Origin of the sequence: Gordonia sp. X0973, from assembly GCF_013348785.1 — a bacterium.
In the GTDB taxonomy this organism is placed as follows: Bacteria; Actinomycetota; Actinomycetes; order Mycobacteriales; family Mycobacteriaceae; genus Gordonia.
The window spans coordinates 3,573,802-3,589,935 of sequence record NZ_CP054691.1 but is presented as its reverse complement, the minus strand read 5'-3'; the positions used below and the strand labels follow the sequence as shown (position 1 = coordinate 3,589,935).

Genomic DNA, 16,134 nt, shown 5'->3' with positions numbered 1-16,134 from the left:
GCGAGACGATGGATGCTGTGTCACTTGATTACCACCAAAGTGAGGAGGGACACGCACACTTGTGTATTATATATAATCAACTGAGCCGAATGTCTCGGCCACCTCGAACGACGACGTGTGAAGGGAGCGGTGGCGCATGGCGCTGACCAAAGACGAAGAGGATATGGTCGCCCTGGTTCGCGACTTCATCGACCGGCGGGTCGTCGGCCACGTGCGGGAGTTCGACGAGCCCGACGTCTACCCGGAGGCCTTCATCGAGGAGATGAAGGAGCTGGGCTTCTTCGGCCTGCTGGCCCCGGCCGAATACGGCGGCATCGACGTCTCCATGGCCTGTTTCGCCCGCGTCTGCGAGGAGCTGGCCCGCGGCTGGATGAGCCTGGCCGGCGCCATCGGCGGGCACTCGGTCATCACCTACCTGATCAAGACCTTCGGCACCCAGGAGCAGAAGGACAAGTACCTGCCGCAGATGGCCGAGGGCAAGATCCGGGCGACGATGGCGCTCACCGAGCCCGGCGGCGGCAGCGACCTGCAGGCCATGCGGACCTACGCGGCACCTGGCGACGGCTACACCATCAACGGCTCGAAGACCTGGATCTCCAATGCCGCCCACTCCGGTCTGTTCGGTCTACTCTGCCTCACCGACCGCGACGCGAAGCCCGCACACAAGGGGATGAGCGTCATCCTCGTGGAACCGGGAGAGGGCTTCACCCTCTCCAAGAAGCTCCCGAAGCTCGGCTACCGCGGCGTCGAGGCCTGCGAGCTCGTCTTCGACAACATGGCGGTGCCGGCCGACGCCGTCCTCGGCGGCGAGCCTAACCAGGGCTGGGGCCACATGATGCGCGGACTCGAGGTCGGGCGCATCCAGGTCGCCTCGCGCGCCCTCGGCGTCGGTCAGGCCGCCCTGGAGGCCGCCACGAAGTACGCGCAGGAGCGCGAGTCCTTCGGCAAGCCCATCTGGAAGCACCAGTCGGTCGGCAACATGCTCGCCGACATGGCGACCAAGCAGCAGGCCGCGCGCCTGCTCACCGTCGACGCGGCGGACAAACTCGACCGCGGTGAGCGCGCCGACATGGAGGCCGGGATGGCGAAACTCTTCGCGTCGGAGACGGCGATGGAGATCGCGCTGGACGCCATCCGCGTCCACGGCGGGTACGGGTACTCGAAGGAGTACGACGTCGAGCGCTACTTCCGCGACGCCCCGCTGATGATCGTCGGCGAGGGGACCAACGAGATCCAGCGCAACGTGATCGCCGCGCAGCTCATCGCCCGGAACAAGATCTAGGACACGCTCAGATGACATCGCAAACTCTGCGCCGCGCAGCCCTCGTCGCGCCACTGCGCACCCCGGTCGGCACCTTCGGCGGGGCACTGAAAGATCTCCCCGTCGAGGATTTGGGCGCGACGATCGTGCGGGCCGTCGTCGAGCGTTCCGGTGTCGAGCCGGATCGCATCGACGACGTGGTGTTCGCCCAGTCCTACGCCAACTCCGAGGTGCCGTGCGTCGGCCGCTGGCTGGCCTTGAACGCCGGACTGCCGATCGAGGTCCCCGGCATGCAACTCGACCGCCGGTGCGGCGGCGGGCTGCAGGCGATCGTCACCGCCGCGATGATGGTGCAGACCGGCGCGGCCGATTGCGTGATGGCCGGCGGCGTCGAATCGATGAGCCGCATCGAGTACTACTCGACGACGCAGCGCTGGGGTGCCCGGTCGGGCAACACGGTGCTCTACGACCGCCTCGATCGCGGTCGGGAGCGCTCCCAGCCGGAGGAGCGGTTCGGGAAGATCTCCGGGATGATCGAGACCGCGGAGAACCTCGCCCGCGACTACGGCATCACCCGCGAGGCCGCCGACGCCTACGCGGCGCGCAGCCACGAGCGGGCCGCGGCGGCATGGGCGCAGGGCAAATTCGACGCCGAGGTCGTCCCGGTCACCGTGCCCAAGCGCAAGGGCGATCCGGTGGTGTTCGCGCGCGACGAGGGGGTCCGCCCCGATTCGACCCCCGAATCTCTCGGCAGACTGCGCACCCTGATGAAGGACGGCACCGTCACCGCGGGCAACGCTAGCCAGCAGAACGATGCGGCCGCCGGTCTGCTCGTCGTCGCCGAGGACAAGCTCGACGAACTCGGACTCGAGCCGATCGGCTTCCTGACCGGATGGGCCGCGGCCGGCTGCGACCCGGCGCGCATGGGAATCGGTCCGGTGCCCGCGGTCACGAAGCTCGCCGAGCGGGCCGGAACCACGGTCACCGATCTGCTCGACGGGACCGACCTCGTCGAACTCAACGAGGCCTTCGCCGTGCAGGTCCTCGCCGTGCTCAAGGGGTGGGGCTGGGATCGGCAAGACCGGCTCAACGTGAACGGTTCGGGCATCTCGCTCGGCCACCCGATCGGCGCCACCGGCGTGCGGATGGTCACCACGCTGATGCACGAACTGCGCCGCCGCGGCGGCGGCACCGGGCTGGCGACGATGTGCATCGGCGGCGGTCAGGGGCTGGCCGCCACGTTCGAGGGCGTGTGACCGTGACCCACGAGCCGTTGGCGGGAATCCGCATCCTGGAGATCGGTGGCTACATCTCGCTGCCGTTCGCCACGTCGTTGCTGTGCTCGTTGGGCGCCGAGGTGGTGAAAGTCGAGAAGCCGATCAGCGGCGACGACTTCCGCCGCCACGACAACGAGGAGGGCTTCTACTTCCGGCAGTTCAACGCCGGGAAGCGCAGCCTCTCCCTCGACCTCAAGCGCCCGGAATCCATCGAGCTGCTCAAGGCGCTGATCCCGCACTACGACGTGGTGCTGGAGAATCTGCGGCCGGGCAAGCTCGACGCGATGGGGTTGAGCGAGGCGGATATCCGCGAGATCGCCCCCGACATCGTCTTCGGCCAGGTCAACGGTTTCGGCGACACCGGCCCGCTGGCCAACCGGCCCGCCTACGACACCATCGGCCACGCCTACGGCGGCCTGTACTCCCAGTTCGGCGACGAGGGCCACCCGACGCTGGCCGGCGGGCTCTCCGCCGACCAGGTGACCGGCCTGTCCACGGCCTGCGGCGTACTCGCGGCACTCGTCGGGCGCATGAAGACCGGCCGGGGCCAGAACATGCAGACGTCGATCCTGGAGGCGGTCACCACCCTGACCACCGACAGCATCACGCAGTACTTCGACACCGGGGTCAACCCGCACCGCACCAGCCGGCACCCGCAGGCGCAGAACTTCTGCGTCGAGACGTCGAGCGGCGAATTCCTCGCGATCCACCTCTCCTCGTCGCAGAAGTTCTTCGAGGCACTGTGCCGCGCGATGGGCCGGCCCGACCTCGCCGTCGACGAGCGGTTCACCCCGTATCGGCACCGGGAGGCGAACTACGACGAGTTCGCTGACGAGGTGGCCAAGGTCTTCCGCGAGAAGCCGATGGACCACTGGGCGCGGGTGCTGACCGAGGAGGACGTGCCGTTCGCCCCCGTGTTGACCATGTCGGACTTCGTCGAGAACGAACAGGTCGACCATCTGAAACTGCTGGAGCCCGAACGCGACGGGCTGCAACTGATCCGTCCGCCGTGGCGCTTCGACGGCGAGCGGCCGCACCGCAGCCAGCACACGCCCCGGGTCGGCGAGGACAGCCTCGCCGTCGCCACCGAGGCGCTGCCCGCCGAACGGGTCGACGAACTCGTCGCCGCCGGAGTCATCTTCGTCGACCCCGGGAAAGCCTCGGCGACAACCGAATCCGCTTGATCGCACCAACCACTAGGAGAACCCCAATGAAGCCATACCGCTCGATGCTCTTCGTCCCCGGCCACAAATCCTCGTGGGCCGACAAGGGCATCGCCTCCGGGACCGACGCGCTGATCCTCGACCTCGAGGACTCGGTGCCCCCCGTCGAGAAGGTCGCCGCCCGCGACGTCGTCGCCGCGACGATCGACCGCCTCACCGCCGAGGGGGTGCGCCCGGATCTGTGGGTCCGCGTCAACCCGGAGGAGACGGGTCTGATGGCCGGAGACCTGGAGGCCGTCGTCCGGCCGGGGCTCACCGGCCTGTTCCTGGCGAAGATCTACAACGAGCGCGACATCGTGCGGCTCGACGCGGTGCTGAGCCATGTCGAGAAGCTGCGCGGCCTGCCCGAGGGGCAGGTGAAGCTGCTCGCCTGCTTCGAGACGGCCGAGGCGATGGGAACCTGCGAGGCGGTCATCGCCGCCAGCGACCGCATCGTCTCCGCGCTCGGCGCGACCGGCCCCAACGCCGACGCCGGCCGGTCGCTGGGCGTCGAGTTCACCCCCGAGGGCCGCGAGACGCTGTACATCCTGAGCCGCATCAATCTCGCTGCCAGGCAGAACGGCCGGAACCATCCCGTCGTCGGCGTGTGGCAGGACATCCGCAACCTCGACGGTCTGCGCACCTTCTGCGAGGACACCCGTCGCCTCGGCTACCGCGGACTGGTGGCCATCCACCCGTCGCACGTCACGGTGGCGAACGAGGTCTACGGACCGACCGAGGACGAGGTGGCCACGGCGCGTCGGCTCATCGCCGCCTACCGCGAGGCCGAGGCCGCGGGCAGCTCGGCGGTGGACTTCGAAGGCCAGCACGTCGACATCGCGCACGTGAAGACCGCGGAAGAGGTGATCGCCCTGGCCGACGCCATTGCCGGTGTGGCGTGACAATTGCATCCAACAACCTCGGCATAATGGATAAAATTCGATAGTCCAGCGGGGAAAGGGTAGGCGCGATGACGGAGTTGAACGGGGTGGCGGCACGGCCGACCGGAGCCCGCCAGCAGTTGTCCGAGGACGTGGCCGCGTATGTCCGCGAACTCATCATCTCCGGCAGCGTGCTGCCCGGCGACTTCCTGCGCACCGAACCCATCGCCGCCGCCGTCGGCGTGAGCAACACCCCCGTCCGCGAGGGTTTGCTGATCCTCGCCGGCGAGGGCTTCGTCGAACTCGTGCCGCGGCGCGGTTTCGTCGTCAGCGCCTTCAGCCCGCAGGACGTGCGGGACCTGTTCTGGGCCCAGGCGGCCTTCGCGGCCGAGTTGGCCAAGCGGGCGGCCGACAAGATCAGCACGGCCGAGGTCGAGCATCTGCGCGACGTCCTGGCGCGTCACCAGAAGGCGCTCGCCGAGGGTGACGACGACGGCACCGTCGAATGCGGCCACGAATTCCACCGCTCGGTCAACATCGCCGCGGACTCGCGGCGGCTCGCCATGATGCTGCGCGGCATCGTCAAGCAGCTGCCGAACCGTTTCTACAACGACATCGAGGGACACAACGACGACACGATGGAAGCCCATCCGCGGATCATCGCGGCCCTGGAAGCCGGTGACGGCGACCTGGCCGGCGAACTGATGCGGGCACACATCATGTCCGGCGCTGACGACCTCATCGCCATGCTCGCCAAACAGGGACTCTGGGCGGGGAGCGCTTAAACACACGGAGTCACCATGTCCGATCCGCAACGCCACCCCGATGGCGTCGTCGACGACTGCCCGCCGCTCGAGCAGGCCGTCGTCTCCTTCGTCCAGAATCTGACCTTTGCCGACCTCGACGAGGCGACGCTCACCGGCGTCGGCCGGCTTATGCGCGATCAACTCTCGCTGCAGATCGGCATCTCGCATATGCCGTGGTCGAAGCAGATCCTCGCCTACATCGAGGGACAGAAACGGCCGGGCGTCAGCAGTGTGGCGGCGTCGACGGAGCGGATGAGCGCCATCGACGCGGCCTTCGTCAACGGTTCCTACGGCCACGGGTTCGAGTACGACGACGCGCACGGCCCCAGCGAGAGCCACCCGGGCAGCTGTGTCATCCCGGCCGCGTTGGCGATCGGGGAGGAACTCGGGTCCACGCTCGAGGAGGTCATCACCGCGATGGTGGCCGGATACGAGGTATACGCCCGGATCGGCATCCTGGCCTCGCCGGAGCTACTCGGGCGGGGCTATCAACCGCACGGCGTGCTCTCGGTGTTCGGTGCGGCGGCCGTGTCCGCGAAGCTGCGCGGGTTCGACGCGGAGACGACATTGCAGGCGCTGGCGATCGCCCTGAGCTACGCGTCGGGCACGACCGAGTACAGCTCCACCGGCGGTTCGATCAAACGCTCGCATGCCGGGATCGGCACCCGCGGCGGGATGTCGGCGGCCGACATGGCCGCCGCCGGGATCACCGGGCCCCGGGCCTTCCTCTCGGGCAACAAGGGGTTCTTCCGGGTCTTCTGCGGCATCGCCCCCGCGTCGGACGGCCCGCAGCGGTTCGGCACCGACCGTCGCTTCGAGATCGCCGACAACTGGTTGAAGGTCTACTGCGCCTGCTACTGCACACACGCGTATATCGACGCCCTGCGGCCGCTGCGGGACCACCCGGGCGAGGTCGAGGCCGTCGAGCTGCGGATCCACCCGGCGTTCGACGTGGTGGTGGGCAACCGGAACGAGAATGCCTTCGCTCCCCGCACCATCGAGCACGTGCAATACAGCCTGCCGACGCAGGCGGCGTTCGCCCTGCTCGGCATGGGCAACGGATATCGGGTACACCGCGATTACCTCGCCGGCGACGTCGACATGGCGCCGGTCCTCGAGTTGATCCAGAAGATCACCGTCATCCCGTCGGAGAAGTTGGCCGAGCGGGAGGGCAGCCGTTTCGTCGGCGACGTCACCGTCCGCTACGCCGACGGCTCCAGCGAGGACGCCTTCGTGCCCGGTGCCATCGGCACCGACACCAACCCGATGCCCGAGGACGAGCAGGATGCCAAATTCCTGGAGCTGACCGTCGACACGCTGGGGGAGGACCGGGCCCGCGAACTGCTCGCGACCCTGCGCGAGCTGGACCCGTCGACGACCGCTGCCGAATTGATGTCGCTCACGCACGCTGAGTGAGGGTTCATCGCCTATCGGCTTGGCATATCGCCTCACGAGGTCTCGATACGGTTCCTCGGCTTGCGCCTCGGATCCACTCGACCACCTTTATTCGGCGGGTTGGATCCACCGCCGGATCGAGTGACCGCGACGAAGGAGCGGTCGTATCCTTCGCTCGGCCGCGTCAGTCCTGACGGCGCTGGAGTTGGGCGCGGCGCCGAGCGGTCGCGCACAGGGCGATCTCGCGGGCGCTGTCCGGCCCGCCGATGGAGGCGAGGTGTTCGTGGAGGCGGGCCTTCGCCTCGTACCAGGCGGATACCGAATCGGGGTCGGCGCCGGGCTTCGGCCGGGCCACAGCCAGTTGCGTCATCGCGCTGACAACGTTCATGTCTATCGCTCTCCAGCCACATCGGGAATGTGATACTGACCACAATATATTATCCACAATGCGTAAGTCAAGGAAACACCGCGCCGATCGCACTGGACCAGGGAGCGCGCGATCGGCGCGGTGAATCGTGGGTCGAGGCCGGACTCAACCGGGGTGCGATGCGGTCCGGCCTCGCTACATAAATTAGCCGGTGGACAACAGGTCGAATGTTCAAGTTCTTGGACACAATTCCGGGCCTGCCGACCCGGTGTTTGACCTGGTGGAAGCGGATATCAAATCTGTCCAACTATTTGGACATCTGGACCGGCGGACGGTCATGCATAGTGACGGCATCCATTCATTTCTGAGAAGGAGTTGCACCATGGCCGACAGCCTCAACCCGATCGTCGACGTCCACAACCGCGGCCTGCAGGCCCACGACAAGGACCTCTTCCGGACCGTCTTCGCCGACGACGTGAAGGTGGAACTCCCCGGCTCGGCCTTCGAGGGCGTCGACGGACTCCTGGCGACCATCGAGGTCTTCTACACCGCCTTCCCCGACATCAAGCTGACCCCGCGCCAGGTGTGGGCCGACGAGAACGGCGTCGTCGCCGAGCAGGTCTTCACCGGTACCCACACCGGCCCGCTGGCCACCCCGGAGGGCGAGGTGCCCCCGACGGGTAAACCGGTCACCTTCGGCCTGATCGACACCTTCCTGGTCGACGCGGACGGCAAGGTCACCGACCACCGCGTGTACTACGACAACCTCTCCTTCCTGACCCAGCTCGGCCTCGCCGGCAGCTAGGCACCAGGCGACGCGAGAAGGCCCTCACCGCGACGGTGAGGGCCTTCTCGTTTCTCCGGGGCGTTCTCCCGGGCGGATCAGTCGTCGAAGACGATGACCCCGCGCAGGTTGGAGCCGGCGAGCATGTCCGCGTACCCCTCGTTGACCTCCTCCAAGCGGTAGCGCTTGGTGACCAACTCGTCCAGGTGTAGGTAGCCCTGCTGGTAGAGGTCGAGCTGGGCGGGGATGTCGGCGAGCGGGTTGCTGGAGCCGAACAGCGAGCCCTGTAGGCGCTTCTGCATGAGGGTCAGGTGGTGCAGGTCGATGTCGCCGGCCTCGACGGTCGCGGCCCCGATACCGGTGGCGACGGTCGTGCCGCCCTTGCGGGTGGCTTCGAGGGCCTGGCCGACGTGCTTACCGGTGGTGACGCCGACGGTCACAATGGTCTGGTCGGCGCCCTGTCCGTTGGTGATCGACCGAGCGAAGTCGGCGGCCGCGTCGATGTCCTCGAACGCATGGGTCGCGCCGAGCTTGAGCGCCCAGTCGCGCTTGAACTCGACCGGGTCGACGGCGATGACGGCGCGCGCCCCGGCATGCGCGGCGCCCTGGACCGCGTTGATCCCGATGCCGCCGACACCCATGACGATCGTGACGTCGCCGGGTGAGACCTCGCCCGAGTTCACCGCCGAGCCCCACCCGGTGCCCACGCCGCAGCCGGCCAGGCAGGCGATCTCGAACGGGATCGACGGGTCGTACTTGATCGCCGAGATGGCCGAGACGGTGACGTGCTCGGCAAAAGTGCCGAGGCTGGCCAGCGCGCCGACCGGCTGACCGTCGAGCGAAAGGCGGTAGGTGCCCGGGTCCTCGAACCGCGAGCCGGTGGAGAGGTAGGCGCCCAGGTCGCAGAGGCTCTGCATCCCCTTCGAGCACCACTTGCAGCGGCCGCAGACCGGCAGGAAGGAGAAGACGACGTGATCGCCGATCTCGAACCCCTCGGTGTCCGGGCCGATGGCCTCGACGACGCCGGCGCCCTCGTGGCCGAGCACGATGGGGAAGACCCCGGGTGTCTGGTCGCCCTTCACGAAGTGGTCGTCGGAGTGGCACAGACCGGCGGCCCGCATCTTGACGCGGATCTCGCCTTTGCGGAGGTCGTCCATGTCGAGCTCGAGGATCTCGAGTCGGCCGGGAGATTCCTTCAATACGGCGGCTTTGGTCTTCACGGCTTCCTCCTGTTGCCCATTCGACGAGACTAAAGTTCTATAGAATATATTATACGAAGTCGAATGAGCGGGAGGCGGAATCCGTCGAAAACGCGGGTCGCTAGCCGGCGACGAGGACGAGGGTCTCCGCGACGCATGCCGGCTTGGCGGCACCCTCGGCGGTCACCACGTACTTGAGTGTCAGCACCGCGCCGGCGGGGCTCTCCGCGACGTCGGTGACGGTCACCGTGGCCGAGAGGGAACTGCCCACCGGGACCGGGGACGGGAAGCGCACCTTGTTGGCGCCGTAGTTGATCTTGGCCGCGCCGAAGTCCAGGTTCAGCAGCGACGAGCCGAGGAACGGGATCAGCGAGAGCGTCAGGTACCCGTGGGCGATCGGGGCGCCGAACGGGCCAGCCGTCGCCTTCTCCACGTCGACGTGGATCCACTGGTGGTCGCCGGTCGCGTCGGCGAACTGGTTGATTCGGTCCTGGTCGATCACGAGCGAGGGGCCCGGGCCGATCTCCTCTCCGATGGCGGCGCGGACGTCGTCGAGGGAAGTGAACGTGCGGGACATGGCGGCTCCTTGTGTCAGGCGAGCGTGAGTTCGACGGTGGTGTGCGCCGCGGCGTCGGCACCGCGGGGGCCCAGTAACTCGACCGTAGTTCCGTTGTCGGTCGGCGTGGACACAAGTCGGGCAGATTGCCCGCAGAACAGCGGTGCGGAGTTCCGGTGCGAGAGCGACGCGACGCGGCCGGTGCCGGCCAACCGGTGGGTCTCCGCGAGCGACAGCGTCATCAGCGGCCCGTGGACGACGAGGCCGGGGTAGCCCTCGACGCCGGTCGCGTACGGCCAGTCGTAGTGGATGCGGTGGGCATTGGCCGTCGCGGCGGAGAACCGCATGAGCAGCGTCGGGTCGGTGCGGAACTCCCACTGCGCGTCGCCGTCGGCGACGATCGGCGGGCCGGCCGGGGTCATCGCGGCAGCCGGGTCTGGCGCCGGGCGCTTCGCCGGATCGGAACCAGACTGGCCCCGCTCGCTGGCGCTCCCGGCGGCCGCCGCCTCGCGATAGATGATGTTCTGCTTCTCGACGACGGCGGGCGTGCCGTCGGGGGCGAACAGCGTCGTCGACGTCACGACGATGACGAGCTGTCCGCTGCGACCGTTCTTCTCGGTCACCGACTCGACGGTGGCCTCGCGGCGGACCTCGTCACCGACGCGCAGCTCTCCGTCGAAGGTCACCGAGCCGCCGGCGAACATCCGGCGCGGCAGTTCCACCGGGGGGAGGAAGGACCCGCGGAACGGATGCCCGTCAACGCTCAGCTGCGACGACGGCGCCCAGCGCGGCAGTGCGACCCAATGCCACAGCGGCGGCAACGGGTCGCCGACCGCCGGTGCGGGCAGCCCGTCGTCGAACAGGGTCGCCAGCGCCGTCACGGGACCGGGGTCGAGGAATTCGGTGGAGGTGACCGTGTGCGGCTCCCACGCGGCGGCCGCCATCACATGTACCGCCCGCCGGTGACCTCGAGGACCGTGCCGGTCATGTACGAGGAGAGGTCACTGGCGAGGAACAGGGCGACCTTGGCGATCTCGTCTGGCTCGCCGGCGCGGCCCATCGGGATCTCGGCCATCTTGGAATCCCAGGCGTCCTTGGGCATCGCCTCGGTCATCGCGGTGCGGATCAGGCCGGGCTGGATGGAGTTGACGCGCACCCCCTTCGGGGCGACCTCGCGCGCGGCGGCCTTGCTCAGGGCGACGATGCCCGCCTTGGCGGCGGCGTAGTTGCTCTGGCCGAAATTGCCGACCTTGCCCGAGATCGACGACATGTTGATGATCGAGCCGCTGCCCTGTTCGCGCATGATCTCCGCGGCCAGCTTGGTGCCCAGCCAGGTGCCCTTCAGGTGGACCGAGATGACCTGGTCGAACTGCTCCTCGGTCATCTTCCGCAGCGAGGCGTCGCGGGTGATCCCCGCGTTGTTGACCATGACGTCGACGGAACCGAAGCGGTCCTGGGCGGCCTTGAGCAGCGCCGCGACATCGTCGGCCGAGGTGACGTTCGCGGCGACGCCGGACGCGACGTCGGCGCCGAGGTCGGCGGCGGCCGTGGCCACCGCGTCGGCGTTCATGTCGCCGAGGACCACGTTCGCGCCGGAGGCGATGAAGCGCTTCGCGATGGCCAGGCCGATGCCCTGGGCGGCGCCGGTGATGACGGCGGTCTTGCCGGAGAGGAGTGCGTCAGACATGTGGGTATTCCGTTCTGGGTTGTTGCGGGAAGGTCAGCTGCCGGTGCGGGCGAGGATGCGCTGAGCGCGGTCGAGGACGGGTTTGTCGATCATCTCGCCGTCGAGGACCGCCACCCCGTCGCCCTCGGCGATCGCCTCCAGGACGCGCCGCGCCCACACCTGCTCGGCCTCCGTCGGGGCGAAGGCCGATGCGACGGTGGGCACCTGCCGCGGGTGGATGCACAGCTTGCCGGCGAACCCGAGGCGTCGGGCGGCGGTGGTCTCCGCGGCGATCTTGTCGGTGTCGTCGACGGCGGCGGTCACGCCGTCGACCGGTCCGCTGAGTCCGGCGGCGGCCGACGCGAGGACCAGGTTTCCGCGGGTCGCGGCGAGTGCCTGCTGGTCGACCGGGTCGATGCCGAGTTCGGCGGCGAGGTCGAAGCTGCCCAGCGCGAGGCGTTGGATGCCGGGCACCCGGGCGATCTGGGCGGCGTCCACCACGCCGCGCGCGGTCTCGACGAGCGCGATCATGACCGGTACCAGCCCGCGAGCGGCACCGATGCGGCGCAGCTGTTCGGGATCCTCGGACTTGGGCACCATGATGGCGCAGCGCAGACCGTCGAGGGCGGCGAGATCGGCGCGCAGCAACCCCGAGTTGGGGGCGTTGACGCGGACCACGCATTCGTTGCCGGCTGCGACGAACCTCTCGACGTTGCGACGGGCGGCGTCCTTCTCGTCGGCGCCCACCGCGTCCTCCAGGTCGAGGACGACCAGATCGGCGCCGGCCCCCATCGCCTTCTCGAAGCGCTCGGGCCGGTTGCCCGGGACGAACAGGAAGGTCGCGGCCGTGCGGACGCGGTGGGCGAGGCTGCGGTCCGCGAGGGCGGGACCGTCGATGTCGTAGGTGTTGGGCATCAGCCCTTGGCCTCCTTCTTGGCTTGTTTGACCAGTCCGCCGCCGATGATGAGGCGTTGGATTTCGCTGGTGCCCTCGTAGAGGCGCAGGAGGCGGACGTCGCGGTAGATGCGTTCGACGGGCATCTCCCGCATGTAGCCGGAGCCGCCGTGGACTTGGACGGCTTTGTCGGCGACTTGGCCGACCATTTCGGTGCAGTAGAGCTTGGCGACCGACGGGGCGATGCGACGGTCTTCGCCCGTGACCCATTTCTGTGCGGCGTCGCGGGCGAGGGCTCGTCCGGCCATGATGCCGGTCTGCATGTCGGCGATGTGGGCTTGGACCAGTTGGAAGTCGCCGATGGGGGTGCCGCCCTGGGTGGTGACGGCGACGTGGCGCAGGGATTCGTCGAGTGCGCGTTGCGCGGCACCGACGGCGAGGCCGGAGATGTGGACGCGACCGCGGGCCAGGGAGATCATCGCGGCGCGGTAGCCGGTGTCGACGTCGCCGCCGACCAGCGCCGAGGCGGGGACGCGCACGCCGCTGAAGGAGACGTTGGAGGTCCAGGCGCCCTGTTGGCCCATCTTGGCGTCATGCGGGGCGACGGACAGTCCGTCGGCGTCGCCGGGGACGAGGAAGACCGCGATGCCGGGTCCGTTCTCGTCGGCGGGGCGGGTGCGGGCGAAGGTGACGAACAGGTTGGCGGTCGGGGCGTTGGTGATGAAGCACTTCTCGCCGTCGATGACCCAGTCGTCGCCGTCCTGGACGGCCTTGGTGCGCAGGCCGGCCGGGTTGGAGCCGGCGCCGGGCTCGGTCAGCGCGAAGGAGGCCACCACGTCGCCGGAGGCGATGCCGGGGAGCCAGGTGGCCTTCTGCTCGTCGGTGCCGAAGTTGACCAGGACCTGACCGGCGATGCCGTTGTTGGTGCCGAACATCGAGCGCAGGGCGAGTGCGGTGTAGCCGAGTTCCATCGCCAGCTCGACATCCTGGGCCAGGTCGAGTCCGAGGCCGCCCCACTCCTGCGGGATGGCGAAGCCGAACAGCCCCATGTCCTTGGCCTGTTGGCGGATGTCGTCGGGCATCGCGTCGTTGTCGGCGATCTCGGCCTCACGCGGGACGACGCGCGTGCGGACCCATTCGCGCACCGAGTCCCGGATCTGGGCGAAATCCTCCGCGTCGACCTCGGGTCCGGCGATGGCTGGGCTGGTTTCTGGCATGTGCTCTCTCCTGTCGGATGTTCCCTGGTCCGCGTCGGAAAGCCTATTGCCGTTCCTACCCGGTGTGATCGTCACAAGACAAACCGAACTTGTGTGATCCGACCCACGTCCGGTAAAGCATAATATACAATCCGTAATCAACGCAGCTTTCCCCACTCACGAGAGGACACATCATGCCGGGCTTGTACTACGAGGAGTTCGAAGTCGGACAGGTTATCGAGCACGAGGTGCGCCGCACGGTGACCGAGGCCGACAACGTGCTGTTCTCGACGATGACGTTGAACATGGCGCCGTTGCATCTGGACGCGGAGTACTCGTCGCACTCGATCCACGGGCAGCGCCTGGTGAACAGCCTGTTCCTGCTCGGCCTGGTGTGCGGCATCTCGATGCAGCAGACCACCTACGGCACCACGCTGGGCAACCTCGGCTTCACCGAGACGAAGTTCCCCAAGCCGACCTTCCACGGCGACACCATCCGGGTGCGCACCGAGATCGTCGCGATGCGGGAGTCGAAGAAGCGCGACGACTCGGGCATCGTGACCTTCCGCCACCAGGGCATCAACCAGCGCGACGAGGTCGTCTGCGACACCTTGCGCGTCGGCCTGATGATCAAGAAGTCCTCGCTGGAGAAGTAGGCGACGACTATGGGAGCCCACAGCAAAGACACCCTCGACTGGGTGCCCGGTCCCGACGTCGTCGCGCGCAGCCGGTTGTTCGCCGCGTTGCGCAGCTGGGGATACTCCGGCGACCGGGCCGGCTTCGCCGAGATGAACGAGCGGGCCATCGCCGATCCGGAGTGGTTCTGGCGAGCCGTCGTCGAGGACTTGAACGTCGACTTCACCGCGCCCTTCACCAAGGTCCTCGACGAGTCCGAGGGCAAGCCCTTCCCCAAATGGTTCCCCGGCGGCCGCATCAACCTCGCCCAGCTGACGGCGCATCGGCACGCCGAGGGACCGCTGCGCGAGAAGACCGCCGTCGTCTACGAGGGCGACTCCGGGCAGCGCCGCACCCTGACCTACGGCGAACTCGACCTGGCCGTGCGCGAATTCGCCGCCAACCTCGCGGCCTTCGGCGTCGGCAAGGGCGATCGGGTGGTGCTCTTCATGCCGGTGGTCCCCGAGGCCGTCGTCGCTTTCCTCGCGACGGCGATGCTCGGCGCGGTCGCGGTGCCGACGTTCAGCGGATACGCCGCCGACGCGCTGTCCACCCGCATCCAGGACTCGCAGGCCAAGGTGCTGGTCACCGCCGACGGCACCACCCGACGCGACAAGACCGTCGAGATGAAGACGACGGCCGACGAGGCGCTGGCGCTCTCGCCGAGCGTGACCAACGTCGTCGTCGTGCGGCACCTGGGCACCGACGTCGCGATGACACCTGGGCGCGACGTGTACTTCGACGAGCTGCCGAAGGACCCGGCCGTCGAGACCGCCGAGACGGAGTCGAACGACCCGCTGTGCCTCGTCTACACCTCGGGCACCACCGGCCGGCCCAAGGGGATCGTGCACAGCCACGGCGGGTTCGCCGTCAAGTGCGCGGTCGACTTCGCCTACGGATTCGACGTCGACGACACCGACACGGTCAGCTGGATCACCGACCTCGGCTGGCTCGTCGGGCCGATGCTGTTCACCGGGCCGCTGCAGCTGGGCGCGACGATCGTCATGATCGAGGGGCTTCCCGTCCATCCGACCCCCAGCCGGATGTGGGATGTCCTCAACCGCAACGAGGTCACCGTCGCCGGTATCGCCCCGACCGCCGCGCGCGCCATGCGGGCCGCCGGCGACGACGCCGTCCGCGAGGTGCCCACGCTGAAGGCCTTCGTCTCCACCGGTGAGGCCTGGGACGAGCCGACCTGGTGGTGGCTGTTCACCGAGATCGGGCAGCGCACCCGGCCGATCATCAACTTCTCCGGCGGCACCGAGGTCGGCGGCGGACTCATCATCGGCTATCCCGGTATGGCGGCCCCGGCCGCCGCGTTCACCGATCCGCTGCCCGGCATCGACGTCGCCGTCCTCGACGACCAGGGCAATCGCGTCGTCGGGCAGATCGGCGAACTCGCGGTGCTCAACACCTTCCCGGGCATGACCCACGCGTTCTGGGGCGATCGCGATCGCTACCTCGCCACCTACTGGGACCGGTTCGACGGCGTCTGGATCCACGGCGACCTCGCCAGCGTCGACGAGGAGGGCTATTGGCGGATCCACGGCCGCTCCGACGACACGCTCAAGCTGTCCGGCCGCCGCGTCGGCCCGGCCGAGATCGAGGCGGCCGTCCTCAAGGACGGGCGGATCGCCGAGGTGGCGGTCATCGGCGTTCCCGACGAGGCGCGCGGCATGCGTGCCGTCGCCTTCGTCGTGCCGCGCGCGGCCGACGCCGATCCCGCCGATCTGGAACGCACCGCGGCGCGCAACACGGGTAAGGGCTTCGCGCCGGAACTCGTCGTCGTGCCGACGCTGCCGAAGACCAAGAACGGCAAGATCATGCGCCGCCTGATCCGCTCCCGGTTCCTCGGCGAGCCCACCGGTGACCTATCCGCGCTCGACCCGACCACCCCGATCGACAACATCCCGACCCGCTAGGACCGCCGCCGATCCGGCGAGACATCCGGCCCCGAACGCCAACCAGGAGAGAA

The 16,134-nt window shown here is 68.5% G+C and carries 16 protein-coding genes; 9 read left to right on the top strand and 7 right to left on the bottom strand.

Going from position 1 to position 16,134, the window contains the following annotated elements; all coding sequences use genetic code 11:
• Nucleotides 1–136: 136 nt before the first annotated feature.
• From HUN08_RS17560 to HUN08_RS17535, 6 genes are all read left to right on the top strand, one after another.
• Complete coding sequence (locus tag HUN08_RS17560; protein ID WP_124247583.1) at nt 137–1,282, top strand: acyl-CoA dehydrogenase family protein; 1,146 nt, start codon at nt 137–139, stop codon at nt 1,280–1,282.
• 11 nt (nt 1,283–1,293) lie between these two features.
• Entirely contained in the window at nt 1,294–2,517 is a 1,224-nt protein-coding gene (locus HUN08_RS17555; RefSeq protein ID WP_301546790.1) for an acetyl-CoA C-acetyltransferase, read from the top strand.
• Nucleotides 2,514–3,722 carry a CaiB/BaiF CoA-transferase family protein gene (locus HUN08_RS17550; RefSeq protein ID WP_301546789.1) on the top strand — a complete coding sequence of 403 codons (1,209 nt, stop codon included), beginning with the start codon at nt 2,514–2,516 and terminating at the stop codon, nt 3,720–3,722. Before HUN08_RS17555 ends, HUN08_RS17550 begins: the two co-directional genes overlap by 4 nt.
• Nucleotides 3,723–3,748: 26 nt before the next feature.
• Nucleotides 3,749–4,642, top strand: a complete 894-nt coding sequence (locus HUN08_RS17545; protein ID WP_124247584.1) for a CoA ester lyase — start codon at nt 3,749–3,751, stop codon at nt 4,640–4,642.
• A 68-nt stretch (nt 4,643–4,710) separates the two neighbouring features.
• A complete protein-coding gene (locus tag HUN08_RS17540) occupies nt 4,711–5,406 on the top strand; it encodes a GntR family transcriptional regulator (RefSeq protein WP_124247585.1) in 696 nt (231 codons plus the stop codon).
• A 15-nt stretch (nt 5,407–5,421) separates the two neighbouring features.
• A complete protein-coding gene (locus HUN08_RS17535) occupies nt 5,422–6,843 on the top strand; it encodes an MmgE/PrpD family protein (protein ID WP_124247586.1) in 1,422 nt (473 codons plus the stop codon).
• 163 nt (nt 6,844–7,006) lie between these two features.
• On the opposite strand, the gene HUN08_RS17530 is transcribed toward HUN08_RS17535, so the two are convergent.
• The gene (locus tag HUN08_RS17530; protein ID WP_124247587.1) at nt 7,007–7,210 is read right to left on the bottom strand and encodes a hypothetical protein; all 204 of its coding nucleotides are present in this window, start codon (nt 7,208–7,210) and stop codon (nt 7,007–7,009) included.
• Nucleotides 7,211–7,571: 361 nt separating this feature from the next.
• Between HUN08_RS17530 and HUN08_RS17525 the strand changes: the two genes are divergently transcribed.
• Nucleotides 7,572–7,994, top strand: a complete 423-nt coding sequence (locus HUN08_RS17525; protein ID WP_165353426.1) for an ester cyclase — start codon at nt 7,572–7,574, stop codon at nt 7,992–7,994.
• 77 nt (nt 7,995–8,071) lie between these two features.
• Here the strand turns inward: HUN08_RS17525 and HUN08_RS17520 are convergent, their stop codons facing one another.
• From HUN08_RS17520 to HUN08_RS17495, 6 genes are all read right to left on the bottom strand, one after another.
• The gene (locus HUN08_RS17520) at nt 8,072–9,193 is read right to left on the bottom strand and encodes an NDMA-dependent alcohol dehydrogenase (RefSeq protein WP_124247589.1); all 1,122 of its coding nucleotides are present in this window, start codon (nt 9,191–9,193) and stop codon (nt 8,072–8,074) included.
• A gap of 100 nt (nt 9,194–9,293) precedes the next feature.
• Nucleotides 9,294–9,749: a MaoC family dehydratase gene (locus HUN08_RS17515; RefSeq protein ID WP_124247590.1), complete on the bottom strand. Its 456-nt coding sequence runs from the start codon at nt 9,747–9,749 to the stop codon at nt 9,294–9,296.
• A 14-nt stretch (nt 9,750–9,763) separates the two neighbouring features.
• Nucleotides 9,764–10,672: a MaoC family dehydratase N-terminal domain-containing protein gene (locus HUN08_RS17510; RefSeq protein ID WP_124247591.1), complete on the bottom strand. Its 909-nt coding sequence runs from the start codon at nt 10,670–10,672 to the stop codon at nt 9,764–9,766.
• Entirely contained in the window at nt 10,672–11,415 is a 744-nt protein-coding gene (gene fabG, locus HUN08_RS17505) for a 3-oxoacyl-ACP reductase FabG (protein ID WP_124247592.1), read from the bottom strand. Before fabG ends, HUN08_RS17510 begins: the two co-directional genes overlap by 1 nt.
• 33 nt (nt 11,416–11,448) lie before the next feature.
• The gene (locus tag HUN08_RS17500) at nt 11,449–12,309 is read right to left on the bottom strand and encodes a CoA ester lyase (RefSeq protein ID WP_124247593.1); all 861 of its coding nucleotides are present in this window, start codon (nt 12,307–12,309) and stop codon (nt 11,449–11,451) included.
• The gene (locus tag HUN08_RS17495) at nt 12,309–13,505 is read right to left on the bottom strand and encodes an acyl-CoA dehydrogenase family protein (RefSeq protein WP_124247594.1); all 1,197 of its coding nucleotides are present in this window, start codon (nt 13,503–13,505) and stop codon (nt 12,309–12,311) included. The genes HUN08_RS17500 and HUN08_RS17495 overlap by 1 nt, the downstream gene beginning before the upstream one ends.
• 173 nt (nt 13,506–13,678) lie before the next feature.
• Between HUN08_RS17495 and HUN08_RS17490 the strand changes: the two genes are divergently transcribed.
• Together HUN08_RS17490 and HUN08_RS17485 are read left to right on the top strand one after the other, a co-directional pair.
• Entirely contained in the window at nt 13,679–14,140 is a 462-nt protein-coding gene (locus tag HUN08_RS17490; protein WP_124247595.1) for a MaoC family dehydratase, read from the top strand.
• 9 nt (nt 14,141–14,149) lie between these two features.
• On the top strand, nt 14,150–16,081 hold the full coding sequence (locus tag HUN08_RS17485) for an AMP-binding protein (RefSeq protein ID WP_124247596.1): 1,932 nt from the start codon (nt 14,150–14,152) through the stop codon (nt 16,079–16,081).
• The last annotated feature ends 53 nt before the right edge of the window (nt 16,082–16,134 follow it).